Source organism: Roseivirga pacifica (assembly GCF_900111145.1).
GTDB lineage: Bacteria > Bacteroidota > Bacteroidia > Cytophagales > Cyclobacteriaceae > Roseivirga > Roseivirga pacifica.
Window position 1 is genome coordinate 350559 of sequence record NZ_FOIR01000001.1, and the last position, 16639, is coordinate 367197.

Below are 16639 nucleotides of genomic sequence, written 5' to 3' on the forward strand. Positions count from 1 at the left end.
AAGCTCAGCATGACGTAAGGATAGCACTACAACACCTCAGCCAAATACTGCGCAGTGTAGTTATCCTTAAGCTTTATCATATCCTCAGGTGTACCGGCAAAGCACAGCTTGCCACCTTTGTCTCCACCTTCAGGGCCCAAATCTAGGATCCAATCGGCACATTTAATTACTTCTGTATTGTGCTCAATGATGACCACTGAGTTGCCTTGCTCAATCAGCGCGTTGATGGACTTCATCAGCTTAGCGATGTCATGGAAGTGTAAACCAGTGGTTGGTTCATCAAAAATGAAGAGGATGTGGTCTTTAGAAGTGCCCTTACCTTTTCCCAAGAAATAAGCGAGCTTAACGCGCTGGGCTTCGCCACCACTAAGCGAGTTTGACGACTGTCCTAAACGGATATAGCCTAAGCCAACTTCCTGTAGTGGAATTAATTTATTCACCACTGATTTCTCTTCGGCAAAGAAGTCAATCGCATCGTCAATGGTCATTTCAAGTACATCAGAAATATTCTTCTCATTGTACTTCACCTCTAGGATCTCTTGCTTGAAACGTTTGCCTTTACAACTCTCACAAGTCAATTGAATGTCGGCCATAAACTGCATTTCAATCTTCACAACGCCTTCTCCCTGACAAGTTTCGCAACGTCCCCCATCTACATTAAAGGAGAAGAATGCTGGTTTGTAGCCACGTTGCTTTGCCAAACCCTGATCTGTAAACAGCTGACGAATGGCATCGTAGGCCTTCACATAAGTAACTGGGTTTGAACGAGACGATTTTCCAATTGGATTCTGGTCTACAAACTCAATCTGAGTTACCGTTTTAAGGCTGCCTTCAAGTGCATCCATTTTTCCGGTTTGTTCGCTCACTGTGCCCAAAGTTTTGCCCAAAGCAGGGTAGAGCAAGCGCTTAATTAAGGTCGACTTTCCAGAACCACTTACGCCAGTCACTACACTCAAAACCCCTAAAGGAATCTCTACATCTAGGTTTTGAAGGTTATTCTCGCGCGCGCCTTTTATCAACAAACTGTTATTCCATTTTCTTCTTTGTGTTGGTACTTCGAGTTTTTCTGTACCATTAAGGTATTTGGCAGTATAGGTGGTGTCCGTTCCTAGCATTTCGTCAATAGTGCCTTGAAAAACCAGCTCACCACCATGCGAACCGGCATCGGGTCCTATGTCTATAATCTGGTCTGCTGCACGCATTACCTTTTCTTCATGCTCCACTACCACAACCGTATTGCCTAAATCGCGAAGTGAGAGCAAAACGGAGATTAGCCTATCCGTATCTCGCGGGTGCAAACCTATACTCGGTTCATCCAAAATATACATAGAACCAACCAAGGCGCTACCCAAAGAAGTAGATAGCTTAATGCGCTGATACTCTCCACCTGAAAGTGTGCTCGTTAGGCGGTTCAAGGTTAAGTAACCTAAACCAACGCGCGATAGGTAATCGATCCGATTTTTAATTTCCTTTACCAATCGCCCTGCAATTTTCTCCTCATGCGCGGTAATCTTCAACTCAGAAAAGAAGTTGTGCACCTGCTCTATTGGCAGTAACACTAAATCCGTAATTGAGCTGTCATTTATTTTTACGTAAGACGCATCGCCACGCAAGCGGGTGCCCTTACATTCGGGGCAGTCGGTTCTTCCGCGATAGCGCGAAAGCAATACCCTATACTGAATTTTATGGGTCTTCGATTCTAAATGTTCGAAGAACTTATTCAACCCTTTAAAGTATTTATTACCTGTCCAAAGCAGCTCTTGTTCGGCTTTAGTCAGTTCGTTATAAGCCCTGTGAATTGGAAAGTCGAACTCAATACCGTGCTTTAGCAGCGGCTGTACCCATTTGCGCATGGTCTCGCTTCGCCATGGTGCAATGGCTCCATCGTAAACAGAAAGCGATTTATCTGGAATCACCAAATCTTTGTCTATGCCCAAAATTTTCCCAAAACCTTCGCAACGCTTGCAAGCACCATAAGGGTTATTGAAAGTGAAGAGGTTTACAGAAGGCTCTTCGAATAAAATGCCATCGGCTTCAAATCGGTCCGAAAAGGCGAAGCGCCCTTCGTCTGGCAGGTCGATAATGCAATCTCCTTCTCCTTCGAACAATGCTGTTTGCACAGAGTCTGAAAAACGGAACTGTGTATCCTCATCGTGTTGCACCACACCACGGTCGATAAGGACTTCTATATTTCCTTCTTTCGCCTTGCTTTCATCTTCCAACAAATCTTCAATAAAGAATGGACTACCATCTACCAGCACACGGGTATAACCCTTCTGCAGCAACACGTTCAACTCTTGCTCAAAAGTTCTGTCTTCTTTATGAATCAACGGGCAAAGAATCATTAGACGAGCGCCTTCTTCCTTGCTCATTATAAAGTCTACTATACTGGTTACGCTATCCCTTTTTACTTCCTCACCACTTACTGGCGAATAGGTTTTTCCTATTCGAGCGAACAACAATTTAAGGTAATCGTAAATCTCGGTAGAAGTACCAACCGTAGAACGGGGGTTACGTGTACTCACTTTTTGCTCAATAGCAATGGCAGGCGAAACGCCTTTAATATAGTCTACTTCGGGTTTTTCCATACGGCCAAGAAATTGGCGCGCATAACTGCTCAAGCTTTCAACATACATTCGCTGGCCTTCCGCAAATAATGTATCAAAAGCCAAAGAGGATTTTCCCGAACCAGATAAGCCTGTGACAACCACCAATTTGTTTCTTGGAATGGCCACACTAAGGCTCTTCAGGTTATTTACTTTGGCTCCTTTAATTATAATGAACTCTCTTGGGTCGAGTTCGTCAATAGGTGTATTGGTGCTGGCAGTTGTTGTAGACATAAGAATGCAAAGATAACAGAGCAAAAGGCTAAATGTTAATCTTATTTTATTTGAAAAATCAGAACAAAACCTCGGTTTTTGGCATCATCCTTGCGCTTTGTTTGGCGAAGTAATTCTGCAAGCGAATGGCAAGAATCAACCGAATGATTCGGCCAATTAAAATTTGCTTTGTATATCAGAATTAATACTTTTGAGTTTACTTCTAACAAAATTAAGTCTAATCCTAACCAGTACAATATGATATAAACCTCTACGTTAACCTAACAATTACTTACATGAGGAAATATGCTATAAGCGATAGTCAGTTGATATCGCAGTATAAAAATGGTAACGAAGAGGCTTTCTCTACGCTGGTAAATCGTCACAAGAAGAAAATCTTTACAACCATCTATCTGATCGTGAAGGATCAGTACTTGGCTGAAGATTTAATGCAAGATACGTTCGTAAAGGTGGTGAACACAGTAAAGTCCGGGCGTTATAACGAAGAAGGAAAGTTTTTACCTTGGGTGTCTAGAATAGCACATAACTTGGCTATAGACCACTTCAGAAAAGCAAAACGTTACCCAACTATTGTAATGGAAGATGGCTCGAACGTATTCAATACGCTAGAGTTTTCAGAAGTTTCGATTGAATCGAAACAAATACAACAAGACACGCATGCGCTTCTACGCGATTTGATCAAAGAATTGCCAGATGCCCAGCGAGAAGTCTTAATGATGAGGCATTATATGCACATGAGTTTTCAAGAAATTGCCGATGCTACAGATGTAAGCATTAACACTGCCTTGGGGCGCATGCGCTACGCACTCATCAACTTGAGAAAGAAGATGGACAAAAAGAATATTGCCTATGATCAAAACCTTTACCCAAGATGACTTAGTACGTTACATTTACAAGGAAACAACGACCGAAGAAAACTCAGAAATTGAGCAAGCAATGCTATTTGACGATGCGCTTGCCAAAGACTATGCTGAACTAAGCAGTGTGGTTTTGGCGCTAGATGGTGCGCAGGTAGCGCCAGCTCAAAGTTCGGTTGATGCCATTTTAAGTTATTCCAAGTCATACCATCTTCATTCAGCTTAATCTGCTATTTTAGCACGATGACGCGAAAGGAAAGGTATCAGGAATTTGTAGCATATTTTAGTAAGCATCAGCCACAGGCTGAAACAGAATTGAATTACAGCAACCCGTTTGAATTACTGGTTGCTGTTGTTTTATCTGCCCAGTGTACAGACGTGCGTATCAATAAAGTTACTCCAAAGCTTTTTGAAGACTTTCCTACTCCAGAGCACTTAGCGAGCACGCATTTCGATGAGCTTTTTCCTTACATCAGATCCGTTTCATACCCCAACAATAAAACCAAGCACCTTATTGGCCTAGGCAAAATGTTGGTAGAAGACTTTAACTCTGAAGTACCCGAAACCATTGCCGATTTACAGAAATTACCCGGTGTAGGTCGAAAGACTGCCAACGTAATCACCTCTGTAGTTTGGAACCAACCCAGCATGGCTGTTGACACCCATGTGTTTCGTGTCTCAAAAAGGCTTGGTTTGGTAAACCAAAATGCATCTACCCCATTGGCTGTAGAGAAGCAATTGGTCAGTCACCTCAGCAAGGACGTTATTCCACTGGCACACCATTGGCTCATTTTGCATGGTCGTTATACCTGTTTGGCCAGAAAGCCTAAGTGCGAGGCATGCAATATCACACACTTTTGCCGTTACTTCGAAAAAGAACAGGGAATCCAACGCTAATCAGTTTTTCGTAAATTAAGCACGATTAACCCTAGAGGATACATGTTTCATTCCTTTTGGGTTCGGCAGACACCCGAAAGAAGATGGCTACCAAGATTTTATACATTCATCAATACTTTAAAACTCCGCAAGAAGGCGGGGCTATACGTTCGTATTACCTTTCAAGAGGCTTGGTAGAGAAGGGGTTTGAAGTAGAACTGATTACCTCTCACAACGACAGTCACTATACAATAAAGCAAATAGATGGAATCAAAGTGCATTATCTGCCGGTGAAATACGCCAACGAAATGGGCTTTGTTCAACGTATAAACTCCTTTTTAAAGTTTGTGCGTCAGGCCAAACAACTGGCAGCCAAAATTGAAGGGGTTGAAAAAGCGTATATTTCTTCTACTCCGCTAACAGTAGGGTTAATAGGGCTTTGGCTAAAAAAGAAGAGGAACATTCCTTACATATTCGAGGTGCGCGACCTTTGGCCAAAGGCACCCATTCAGATTGGCGCTATTAAAGGTGCTTTGCTAAAGAGGTATTTGTACCGAATGGAAGCAAAGATTTACCGTGGTGCCGAGAAAATTGTGGCACTTTCTCCAGGTATGCGCGATTGGATAAAAGAAGTGGTTGCCGACAAGGAAGTATACATGATCCCTAACATGGCCGACTGCCAGTTCTTTAAAAAAGAGATAAAAGACCCTAAACTGATTGAGTTCTACCATGCCGAAACGCCTTTTGTAGTTACATACCTTGGTAGTATTGGCCAAACCAACCATTTAGAATTCTTACTAGATATTGCCGAAAAGAGCCTGCAAAAAGGGCTAAATATAAACTTTAAAATTGTAGGCCAAGGCTCGAGGCTTAGCGCTATTAAGCTGCAAGCATACCTGAAAAAACTTAACAATGTAGAGTTTATTGGGCATCAGGATAAAGAAGGGGTACGTAGAATCTTGAATATTACAGATGCTACCTATGTCTGCTTCAACAACTTGCCAGTATTGGCGACCAACAGCCCAAATAAGCTTTTCGATAGCCTGGCATCGGGCAAGCTCACCATTGTGAACACTCCTGGCTGGACAAAAGACCTTGTTGAAAAATACAAATGCGGCTTTTATGCAGACCCGCTGAACCCTGATGATTTTTTGGAACAAATCAGCGTGTTTATGAGCGAAAAGGACAAACTTGAAGCCTATAAAACCAACGCCCGAAGCATTGCCGAGAAGCTTTACTCCAAGCGGCTACAAATCGAAAAGCTGGCAAAAGTGCTCAACAATGAGCAACATTTTAGAGCTAGCGAGGACGAGGTCTATATTTTGACCGCGTAAGAATTTTCCGGGCGTCAGTTTCATTCATTAACTCCACAAAGTCGGCACCAGTCTCTTCCCTATAGGCCTTCACTATTTGCCAGCCCAGCCACTGACCAATTCTACCAGGACAAACCTTATCGATTTCTGGAATTGCCGGTCGCTCATCAACATATTTAGTAATGTTAAGCGGATCTTGGCTGTAGAAGAGTTTGTTCTCCATAAAGTGACTCCAAATTACGGCTTCACTCACTTCAGAATCTGCCATTTGCTGTGCAGTGTAACCCATTATGATATTATCGGGTACGCATGGCAGCATTTGTTTAGTAAACTCAAGCGCTTTGCCGTAATAGATCATCTCTTCCAAAAGAGAACGCTTCTTATTATCTGTTTTATTAAACTTTAATGAAGTGAACTGAACAAGCTGAGGCACCAAATGCTCGGGTGTTAAGCGGGTTCTTACGTACTCATAAACATTCGGCCTAAAACTGGCTTCTTCTCCCAAGTAGTAGTCTAACCCAACTATTAAAAGCGTGTCCGAAATAAACAGATCGCTCCCAAAACCAGAGTAAACCGTTTCGACTTTTGGTGCCTCAAATTCTGGGTAAAAGGTTTTTAATCGCTTATAAGCATTCTCCAACTCATAACGCATGCTGCCTACATCTATCAGGCTCATTGTTTCCTGATACAACGTATCAACATACGGATTTTCTATGGTTTCAAAGTTTTCCGTAAGAAGCTCGGCCGGTGTTTGATAGGCAAAGGCTATGGCGTACAGATTTCTTTCTTCAGTATTATCATCCAAGTACATGCCCACCTGCTCTAGGTTCTTGATCCTGGTTATTCGGGATTTACGCACCAAAGCATAAAAGTCTTCCAAACCCTTGGTTCTATTGTTGCTCAAATAGGGTGTAACCAACAGCTCACGTATGTCCCGGTTTTGGTCAATAAGCGTTGAAAACTGCTCAAAAGTTGGCGCGGTAAACATTTGGTGCACTTTTGGAGTAGTAGCCAATCTAAGCACTTGCGCATGAAAAGCAGCTTCAGGCTGTAATTCGTTATACCCAAAAAAGTAATTGCGTAAAATCGGATGTTCGCTCAAAAAGACCGAAAGTTCTTCTTCCGATTCAATCTCATGAATTTGGTGTGTAAGGTCTTCGAAATCTAAATTCAAGGCAACACCTGAAATATCTACCGAATTCTCACACGAATCATCGCTACCGCAGCCAAACAGGCTCAATAACACTAAAAAGAATACCCCTTTTTTGAACATCTCCATCTTTTAAATGACAAAACTATTTATTTATTTTTACCGACATGAAAAAAACCATTGTAGCCTTACTCTTGTGCTTATTCTTTGCATCTCAGCTTTCGGCACAAGACTACAAAATAGGTGTTAAAATTGGCCCAACACTATCTTATGCCCGAACTAGTACTGAAAGTGACGACACGGAAGTAGACAGAAATTCAACCGATGTAAAATTCTTGGTTGGTGCTTTTATAGATTATGAATTCAAAGAGAACTACTTCTTCCATACTGGGCTTAGCTTTGCATCGAAAAATACAGACATAACGGCCGACAGTGGTGCGCTTGGTGGACCTGTTACTGAGTCTTACGACCACGAGTATTTGCAAATTCCCGCATTGCTAAAACTCTACACCAACGAAGTACTTTTAGACACTAAGGTGTTTTTCAACTTTGGAGTAATGCCTGAGGTACGACTTAAGACTAAAGAAGGCGACAACGTTACCGTTAAGTTGGTTGAAAAATTCAGGCCTGTAGACCTCTCTGGCACGCTAGGTGGTGGTGTGGAAAAGCGAATTGGCACTACTACCAGCATTTCCGTAGGCCTCAACTATAATATCGGATTTTTTAATATGGTGAAGGACCGCAACGATGCCCTAGACGAGTTTTCAGTAAAAAGTAACTTACTGGCACTAGAGTTTGCCATAAAGTTCTAAACATAAAAAAGCCTCGCAATGCGAGGCTTTTCTTTAGGCTTTAAGTGCTTAAGCTTTCAACTCAATCTCTTCTCCTAGTTTGTTGTAGAATGTATATTCACTCAAACTAAGCGAGCTATCTTTTTCTAGCTTAATCCACGTATTGAATTTTCTATACCACTGCCATCTTTTACTAAAGATGCCCTTGGTGAAATAAGCGTGCAAGAATGGGTGAACCGCTATGGTTAGCCCCTTTTCGTTTTGCGAGCTCATTAGATACTCTAGGTTTTTCTCTATTTGGTCTGACACCAAAATAGTTGCCCCAACTTTTCCTGTTCCACCACAGGTAGGACAAGTTTCGCGGGTGGTAATATTCATTTCAGGACGAACACGCTGACGCGTAATCTGCATTAAACCAAACTTGGTAATTGGCAGAATGGTGTTCTTAGCACGATCGTCCTTCATGCAGTCCTTCATAAACTGGTAAAGCTTTTTCTTGTTCTCGGCCCTTCTCATATCGATGAAGTCGATCACAATAATGCCTCCCATGTCACGAAGTCTCAACTGGCGCGCAACTTCTTTGGCTGCCTCCATATTTACAGTTAAAGCCGTTGACTCCTGATCTTCGCCAGCATTCGATTTGTTACCGCTGTTTACATCGATAACGTGCAATGCCTCTGTATGCTCTATGATCAGGTAACCACCTTTTGGTAAGCTTACCGACTTACCGAAAAGCGACTTCACTTGCTTTTCAATCCCGAAGGCCTCGAAAATTTTGGCCTTACCGTTGTACTGTTTTACGATCTTCTCTTTATCCGAGGCAATTTTTCTGATGTAGGCACGAATTTCATCGTGAATTTCCTTGTCATCAGTAACTACGCTATCGAACGATTCATTGAGAATATCGCGCAACAATGACGATGCTCTGCTCATCTCGCCAATTACCTTATCTCTAGGTTTGGCTGAACTTAAGTTCTTTATACCTGCTTTCCAGGAGTCTACTAAGTTGCTTAAATCTTTATCGAGTTCGGTTACGCTTTTTCCTTTGGCAACCGTACGGATGATTACCCCGAAGTTTTCGGGCTTAATAGATGAGATGAGACGAACTAGTCTTTTTCGTTCTTCACCATCAGCGATCTTTTTAGATACATTGATGGAATTAGAAAATGGCACAAGCACCATGTAGCGCCCAGCCATAGACAACTCGCAGGTGAGTCGTGGCCCTTTTGTAGAAATCGGTTCTTTAACAACCTGAACCAGAATTTGCTGCCCTTTTGAGAGCACCTGATTCATTTTGCCGAGTTTATTGATGTCTGGCTCGCCTTTAAATTTGTTCAACAAGCCTGATGTGTGCTTGTTGGACTGGGCTTGCTTTGTGTATTTGTTTAAAGACTTCACCTGCGGACCTAAGTCCAAATAGTGCAGGAATGCGTCTTTTTCATACCCAATATCAATGAACGCTGCATTTAGTCCGGGAACAATCTTTTTGACTGTACCCAGATAAATATCACCGACTTTAAATTTGGTCTCATCATTATCATGATGAAACTCAACTAAACTTTTGTCTTTAAGAAGGGCTATACGACATCCATCCTGAGTCGAATTGATAATTAATTCGTTACTCAATTTGAAAGAAGTTTATATTAAGAATAGAACTCTAGATGCGTATAAGCATAAGAAGAAGTGAATTACTTCTTCTTATGTCTGTTCTTTCTTAGTCTCTTCTTTCTCTTGTGAGTAGAAATCTTATGTCTTTTTCTTTTTTTACCGCAAGGCATAATCTTAATGTTTTAAATTTTTTACTGAACTCTTTCTAGGTACTCATCGGCAGCTGTAATTACCTGCTCGCTGGCACCCAATGTTTTCACCTTTTCAAACTGTGCTTTTGCCTTCACCAGTTGCCCAGATTCGAAATAGCACACGCCCAAAAAGAAGTTTCCTTCTACATCTTCTGGGTAGTAAGACAGTAGGCTTTCAAATCGGCTAGCACCATTTTCAAACTGCCCGGTTTGAATTGACATACGACCCATGCTCATTAATGCCTGGCGATTATCAGGATCTTTCTCCAGAATTTCTCGCAACATCATAATCCCTTGCATTGGGTTGCTGCCCGATATATAAATCATGGCAACATTGTGTTGTACATCAAAATTGTCGGGCTGGGCTGCTAACACTTTATCGTAAGCGGCTCTTGCCTTCGTTCCCATCGAACGTACTTTTTGCTCTTCCAAAGCGAATGAAAACGCTTCAAAATAAGCATCACCGGCCTTTTGCCAGTGTTCGACTGTATTAAATTTTTCAGCATACAGTTCAGCAAAATAAGCTGCACTGTCATACTTGTTAATCTCCATGTAAACCTTCATTAACGAATCGAGTGCCGAATCGTTTTCTTTCAGGTTATCACCGATATTGAGTTCACTTTTCCAATAATCGATGCGAGGCGCTGCCTCTTCCGGTATTTCCGAACTGTGATCTACAACTCCGTTGGGAGAAGACTCGTCAACGAAAGATTGCGGATCGTTATCATTATCGTTGTCAACCACTACTTTAGGCAAGTTGTACAGTCCCACAACCGCCAAAACAGCAATAACCACTAAAATGATCTGTCCTTTATTCATTAGCCCAATTAGGCTTGAAAATAATTACTTATTCGCAGTTTTAACGCGATCGCTAGTTTTAATCTGCTCGATAAAAACTTTAGAAGGCTTAAAACTAGGCACAAAGTGCTCGTCAATTACGATAGCAGTGTTCTTTGAAATGTTTCTAGCTATTTTCTTTGCTCTCTTCTTGTTTACGAAGCTACCAAAACCTCTTACGTAAATATTCTCTCCATCTGCCATTGAATCCTTCACCACGGTGAAAAGAGTCTCAACAGTTGTAGTAACATCAGATCTGTCAATTCCCGTCTTTTCAGCTATCTGATTTATAACATCTGCTTTCGTCACTGCTCGTTATTTTTAGGTTGATAATTTTATGTAAAAAACTTATTCCCAGTTATTTTGGTGCGCAAAATTAAGAGTTCATCTTTAATATTAAAAGTATTACTCAAAAATTTGCCTTAGCGGCATATTGCCCCAAAGCATCTAATCTCATCAATTCATTGCAAGCAGAAGTATTTGTTAATCAACTTATTAAGTGGCATCAAACGCAAAAGCGAGAGCTACCTTGGCGTGGCATTGCCGACCCCTATAAAATTTGGCTTTCGGAAATTATTCTCCAGCAAACCCGTGTAAACCAAGGTTTACCGTACTATTTAAGGTTTATAGCCGCCTACCCAACCGTACAAGATTTGGCCAATGCCAGCGAGGCTGAAGTATTACGATTATGGCAAGGATTAGGCTACTATAGTAGGGCCAGGAACCTACATGCTTGTGCAAAAATGGTGGTAAATGAGTATAATGGTAGTTTCCCCAATAACTTTGACGAGCTGTTAAAATTGAAAGGAATTGGCCGATACACCGCTGCCGCCATTGCCTCGTTAGCCTTTAATAAAGCTAATGCCGTGGTAGATGGCAATGTGTACCGAGTTTTGAGCCGAGTGTTTGGCATAACCAACGATATATCCGAGGCAAAAACGCAAAAGGTATTCGAAGCGAAAGCAAATGCGATGATTCCGGCAGATCAGCCAGGTGATTTTAATCAGGCACTGATGGATTTTGGTGCTACCCATTGCACTCCCAAAAAGCCGCTTTGCATTACCTGCCCATTTCAGGCAGAATGCTTTGCCTTTAATAAAGGCATGATTGACCAACTGCCCGTAAAAACTAAAAAGGTAAAGGTGCGGAAACGATACTTTTATTATTTGTTATTTGAGCACAAGGGTAAGTTACTAATGAAGGAGCGCGGCCCAAAAGACATTTGGCAGGGGCTAAATGATTTCCACCTTATAGAAGAGAAGAAACCCATAGCCGTTGAGTCCGTTTTAGCCAAAGTAGACTTGCAAGGAATAACTGTTGGGGATATTTCAGAGCCAGTGAAACATATTTTAACGCATCAGCAGATTTTTGCACAGTTCATTAGGCTCGAGGTAAAGGAAATGAATAAATTTGTTGCTCTTTCAAATGATTTGGAGCTCAAATCCTTTAGTCTTAAGGCTATACACGATTTGCCAAAACCAGTATTGGTAAACAACTATTTGAAGGAGAACCTATTTTGAGTAAATTGATTTTAATTTTTCGCAATTAACAAGACATATGGCAGGAGTTAACAAAGTAATATTAGTGGGCAATTTGGGGAAAGATCCAGAAGTAAGACACCTAGACAACGGTCGTGCGGTGGCTAACTTTTCTTTGGCTACCAGCGAAACCTACAAGAACAAGCAAGGTGAGCGCGTAACCAATACCGAATGGCACAACATAGTATTATGGACTCCGCTTGCTGAAATCGCAGAACGATTTTTAAAGAAAGGCGGCCAAGTATATATAGAAGGCAAGCTTTCCACCCGCTCTTGGGACGACCAAGATGGCAACAAGCGCTACACTACCGAAGTAGTAGGCCGTGAAATGACTTTACTTGGTAGCAGACAAGATGGCGACTACGCTGGTGGCGGATCATCTGCTGCGCCTCAACAACAAGCTGCAAAAACGGAAAGCCCAGTATCGAACATACCTGAAGACGATACGGACGACCTTCCGTTCTAATGTTGAACTAACGTTTACAATTTGGACTTGCCCACAGACGACCCGGAACCTAGTTTAACTTTACTAGCACAACTTTCAGAACTCAGCCCATCGTACCTGATAGTGAATTTGGTGGCCTTTATTTTATTGGTCGTAGCCAGTTCGCTCGTGTCGGGTTCTGAAGTTGCCTTCTTTTCGCTTAGCTCTAACGATTTGGCCGACTTAGAGAATTCTAAAACGAAGGTTAACAAGGCCATTCTCTCTCTTTTAGATAGAAAAAGACAACTACTGGCTACCATATTAATTCTCAATAATATGGTAAACATTGCTATTGTTACGCTTTCCACCTTCTTTACTTGGTCGCTTGTAGGCAGTAAAACTACCGAAGGCAAAATCGTGGTAATTCTTTCGGCCGTGGTAACTTTTATTATTCTCTTTTTTGGCGAAGTAGTACCAAAAAACTTTGCCAACCAGCACAATGTGCGCTTTGCCCAAACTACGGCACGTGCACTCTTTGCCTTCGAGAAGATTTTTAGCCCACTTTCATCATTGCTTATTTCTGTAACCAACATTATTGAAAAAAATGTAGAGAAGAAGGGGCATAACATTACCGTTGATGAACTGAACCAAGCGCTAGAAATTACCACGGGTGACGACACAACCGATGAAGAGAAAGGAATTCTGAAAGGAATTGTGAACTTCAGCACGCTGAGTGTAAAGCAGGTAATGAAGTCGCGCATGGACATTACTGCGCTAGACATCGAAATGGATTTCCACGAATTGATGGATAAGATCAATAAAAGTGGCTATTCTAGAATTCCGATCTATCGTGAAACGGTTGACAAAATTGAAGGTATTCTCTACATCAAAGACCTGATTGGGCATATTGACAAAGAGGAAGACTTTTCATGGCAAACCCTATTGCGCCCGGGCTTTTTTGTGCCGGAAAACAAAAAGGTGGATACACTTTTAAAAGACTTTCAGGACCAGCGCGTACACATGGCCATTGTGGTTGATGAATACGGAGGTACTTCGGGACTAATTACGCTAGAAGATATTATTGAGGAAATTGTTGGCGAGATCAACGATGAATTTGATGATGAAGAGATCGCTTACAACAAGCTCGATAACTCCACATTTGTATTCGAAGGAAAAACCAGTTTGAACGACTTCTGCAAAGTTGTGGGTGTAGAACCTGCACTTTTCGACAGTGTAAAAGGTGAAAGCGAATCCTTAGGTGGCTTGCTGCTTGAGCTACACAACAAGTTGCCACGAGCAGGTGAAAAGATTCATTTCGATCGTTTTCTTTTTACCATAGTAGCCGTAGACTTAAGGCGCATTAAACGCGTTAGAGTACTATTAAAACCCACTGCTTAATTGCGACAAACAACTCACAAACTCTTATTGATACTCTTAGTCAGCTGCTTTGGGCTGCTGGCTTGTGAAGAAGTGTACTTACCAAAACCCAAGGGCTTTAACCGCATTGATTTGCCCGAGTCAACTTATCAGGCTTTGCCCGACACTTTTCCGTACCAATTTGAATATTCAAAATTTGCGGATTTAAGTCCAGACGACAACCCTTATGCCGATAGGTATTGGATTAACCTGCGTTACGAGGCCTTTGATGCAGAGCTGGAGCTGACTTACAAAAACCTGCAAGACCCACGCAACGAGCCAGATGTTTTGCTCAATGAAGCATTCGAACTAACCAAAAAGCATATGGTAAAGGCTTATGCCATAGAGGAAAGCTTGGTGGCCATGCCTAATGGCCAAATTGCCAGTGTAGCAGAATTAGAGGGCGAAGTACCAACACAGTTTCAGTTTTACACTTCGGATAGCACGCATCACTTCTTCCGCGGTGCCTTGTATTTCAACACTGCCATGAAAAATGACTCGCTTGCTCCTGTAATTGAGTTTATCAAAAAAGATGTAATCCACATGCTCGGCTCTTTTGAGTGGAAGTATTGATTCATCACGCTGAACCAGTTTCAGCATCTTCACTCATAAATTACTTTCCGAAAAAGGAAGTTTCGGGCGTGAGTTTTAGAAATCTGCCTTAATTTCACAGCATGCCTTCGTTCTTCGACACCAGCATCGAATTTTTAAAAGGGGTAGGCCCACAGAAAGCAGCACTCATTGGCACTGAGTTGTCCATATTTACTTATGGCGACCTCATTCAGCATTACCCTTTTCGCTACGAAGACCGCACTAAATTTTATCCCATAGCCCAAGTACATGGCGACATGCCCTTTGTACAAATAAAGGGGCGAATAACCCGCATGGAAACCATTGGCGAAGGAAGAAAAAAGCGCTTGGTCGCGCGGTTTTCTGACGGAACTGACGACATGGAATTGGTTTGGTTCAAAGGCATTCCGTGGGTTTCGAAAAAGCTGAAGCTGGGCGTAGACTATGTGGTGTTTGGTAAGCCGGCCGTTTTTGGTCGCAAAGTGAACATTGCGCACCCCGAGGTGGAAATTCTTACTACACAAAATGCCAATGCTGGCTTTTTGCAGCCGGTGTATCATACCAGCGAAAAGCTGAAAGCTAAGTTTATTGACAGCAAAGCACTTTCAAAAATGATTCGCCAGGTGATGGTGCTGGCGGAACGTCACATTCACGAAACACTCCCTGAAAGCTTCATCACCAGATTTGGCTTGATCAATAAGGCTTTGGCCTTGTACCATATTCATTTTCCATCGAACCCCGAACTGCTTAAAAAGGCACAATACAGGCTTAAGTTCGAAGAGCTTTTCTACATACAACTGCGTTTGTTAAAGCTAAAAATAACCCGCATTGATAAGTACAGAGGGCAAGTTTTTAACGATTCAAAGCTCCTCACAGATTTCTATAACGACCACTTGCCATTCGATTTGACTAATGCACAAAAACGGGTGATCAAAGAGATTTACTTCGATATGAAATCGGGTAAGCAGATGAACCGCCTGCTGCAAGGAGATGTGGGTTCGGGCAAAACCATTGTGGCTTTTATCTGCATGCTTTTGGTGGTGGGGTCTGGCGCACAAGCCTCAATGATGGCGCCTACCGAAATTTTAGCTGACCAGCATTTTGAGGGTTTGAAAGAATATGCCGAAAAACTGGGCATTGGCATTGCTAAACTCACAGGGTCGACCAAAACTGCCGAACGCAAGCGCATACACGAGGGCTTGCTGAACAACGAAATTCAAATTCTGGTTGGCACCCATGCCCTTATTGAAGACACTGTTCAATTTAAGAACTTGGGCTTGGCAATAATTGATGAGCAACACCGATTTGGCGTAGCACAGCGCGCTAAACTTTGGGGCAAAAACGCCACCAGTTACCCACATGTACTGGTGATGACCGCCACACCAATACCACGAACATTGGCCATGACGCTCTATGGCGATTTGGACGTGTCGGTAATTGATGAGTTGCCTGCCGGTAGAAAACCTATAAAAACTATTCACCAGTACGATTCTAAGCGCTTGCAGGTCTTTGGTTTTATGAAGCAGGAGATTGCCAAAGGCCGACAAATCTATGTGGTTTATCCGCTTATTGAAGAATCGGCTAAGCTGGATTTGAAAGACTTGGACGATGGTTATGAGTCCATCAGGCGAGCCTTTCCTGATAATCATATTTCCATTGTGCATGGTAAAATGAAGCCGCAGGACAAGGACTTTGAGATGCAACGATTTATTCGTCACGAAACGCAGATAATGGTAGCCACCACGGTGATAGAGGTAGGCGTAAACGTGCCAAATGCCTCTGTGATGGTGATTGAAAATGCAGAGCGTTTTGGCTTGGCGCAGTTGCATCAGCTGCGCGGACGCGTTGGTCGAGGAGCAGAGCAATCGTACTGTATTCTGATGACCGACTTTAAGCTGAGCAAAGAAGCACGCACGCGTTTAGAAACCATGGTGCGTACCAACAACGGCTTCGATATTGCCGATGTAGACCTGAAACTGCGCGGGCCTGGCGATATTACAGGCACACAACAAAGCGGAGTGCTCGACCTGCTGATTGCCGACATTACCAAAGATGCTCCCATTCTACAAGCCGCCAGAAATGCCGCTAGCGATTTGCTAGAAGATGACCCAGACCTCACCAAACCCGAAAACCAGAATATCCTGCGCCATATTCAGTCGCTTAAAAAGTCGGTAGTTAATTGGGGGAGGATTAGTTAGTAATTGTGACTAGAACTATATTGAATAAGT

The 16639-nt window shown here is 42.4% G+C and carries 15 protein-coding genes; 10 read left to right on the forward strand and 5 right to left on the reverse strand.

Annotated features, from left to right (window positions below; genetic code table 11):
- Positions 1-26: 26 nt before the first annotated feature.
- On the reverse strand, positions 27-2840 hold the full coding sequence (uvrA, locus tag BMW98_RS01630) for an excinuclease ABC subunit UvrA (protein WP_090256650.1): 2814 nt from the start codon (positions 2838-2840) through the stop codon (positions 27-29).
- A gap of 275 nt (positions 2841-3115) precedes the next feature.
- Between uvrA and BMW98_RS01640 the strand changes: the two genes are divergently transcribed.
- From BMW98_RS01640 to BMW98_RS01655, 4 genes are all read left to right on the forward strand, one after another.
- Positions 3116-3715 (forward strand): RNA polymerase sigma factor, encoded by a 600-nt coding sequence (locus tag BMW98_RS01640; RefSeq protein WP_090256652.1) that lies wholly within the window; start codon positions 3116-3118, stop codon positions 3713-3715.
- The gene (locus tag BMW98_RS01645) at positions 3690-3923 is read left to right on the forward strand and encodes a hypothetical protein (RefSeq protein ID WP_090256653.1); all 234 of its coding nucleotides are present in this window, start codon (positions 3690-3692) and stop codon (positions 3921-3923) included. Before BMW98_RS01640 ends, BMW98_RS01645 begins: the two co-directional genes overlap by 26 nt.
- Before the next feature lie 17 nt (positions 3924-3940).
- A complete protein-coding gene (nth, locus tag BMW98_RS01650) occupies positions 3941-4594 on the forward strand; it encodes an endonuclease III (RefSeq protein ID WP_090256654.1) in 654 nt (217 codons plus the stop codon).
- Between the two features lie 83 nt (positions 4595-4677).
- The gene (locus BMW98_RS01655; RefSeq protein WP_090256655.1) at positions 4678-5907 is read left to right on the forward strand and encodes a glycosyltransferase family 4 protein; all 1230 of its coding nucleotides are present in this window, start codon (positions 4678-4680) and stop codon (positions 5905-5907) included.
- On the opposite strand, the gene BMW98_RS01660 is transcribed toward BMW98_RS01655, so the two are convergent.
- Positions 5873-7159, reverse strand: a complete 1287-nt coding sequence (locus BMW98_RS01660) for a gliding motility protein GldB-related protein (protein ID WP_090256656.1) — start codon at positions 7157-7159, stop codon at positions 5873-5875. The genes BMW98_RS01655 and BMW98_RS01660 overlap by 35 nt on opposite strands.
- A gap of 44 nt (positions 7160-7203) precedes the next feature.
- On the opposite strand from BMW98_RS01660, the gene BMW98_RS01665 reads away from it, so the two are divergent.
- Positions 7204-7848, forward strand: coding sequence for a porin family protein (locus BMW98_RS01665; protein ID WP_090256657.1), 645 nt, complete (start codon positions 7204-7206; stop codon positions 7846-7848).
- A gap of 48 nt (positions 7849-7896) precedes the next feature.
- Here the strand turns inward: BMW98_RS01665 and BMW98_RS01670 are convergent, their stop codons facing one another.
- From BMW98_RS01670 to BMW98_RS01680, 3 genes are all read right to left on the reverse strand, one after another.
- A complete protein-coding gene (locus BMW98_RS01670) occupies positions 7897-9453 on the reverse strand; it encodes an Rne/Rng family ribonuclease (RefSeq protein WP_090256658.1) in 1557 nt (518 codons plus the stop codon).
- A 173-nt stretch (positions 9454-9626) separates the two neighbouring features.
- Entirely contained in the window at positions 9627-10445 is an 819-nt protein-coding gene (locus BMW98_RS01675) for a tetratricopeptide repeat protein (protein ID WP_090256659.1), read from the reverse strand.
- 24 nt (positions 10446-10469) lie between these two features.
- Complete coding sequence (locus tag BMW98_RS01680; protein WP_090256660.1) at positions 10470-10772, reverse strand: HU family DNA-binding protein; 303 nt, start codon at positions 10770-10772, stop codon at positions 10470-10472.
- A gap of 155 nt (positions 10773-10927) precedes the next feature.
- Between BMW98_RS01680 and mutY the strand changes: the two genes are divergently transcribed.
- From mutY to recG, 5 genes are all read left to right on the forward strand, one after another.
- The gene (gene mutY / locus BMW98_RS01685) at positions 10928-11983 is read left to right on the forward strand and encodes an A/G-specific adenine glycosylase (protein WP_090256661.1); all 1056 of its coding nucleotides are present in this window, start codon (positions 10928-10930) and stop codon (positions 11981-11983) included.
- A 37-nt stretch (positions 11984-12020) separates the two neighbouring features.
- Positions 12021-12467: a single-stranded DNA-binding protein gene (locus tag BMW98_RS01690; protein WP_090256662.1), complete on the forward strand. Its 447-nt coding sequence runs from the start codon at positions 12021-12023 to the stop codon at positions 12465-12467.
- 21 nt (positions 12468-12488) lie between these two features.
- Positions 12489-13823 (forward strand): gliding motility-associated protein GldE, encoded by a 1335-nt coding sequence (gene gldE / locus BMW98_RS01695; protein WP_245733459.1) that lies wholly within the window; start codon positions 12489-12491, stop codon positions 13821-13823.
- Positions 13824-13850: 27 nt separating this feature from the next.
- Positions 13851-14414, forward strand: a complete 564-nt coding sequence (gene gldD, locus BMW98_RS01700) for a gliding motility lipoprotein GldD (protein WP_245733461.1) — start codon at positions 13851-13853, stop codon at positions 14412-14414.
- 101 nt (positions 14415-14515) lie between these two features.
- Positions 14516-16609: an ATP-dependent DNA helicase RecG gene (gene recG, locus BMW98_RS01705; protein WP_090256663.1), complete on the forward strand. Its 2094-nt coding sequence runs from the start codon at positions 14516-14518 to the stop codon at positions 16607-16609.
- Positions 16610-16639 lie beyond the last annotated feature (30 nt).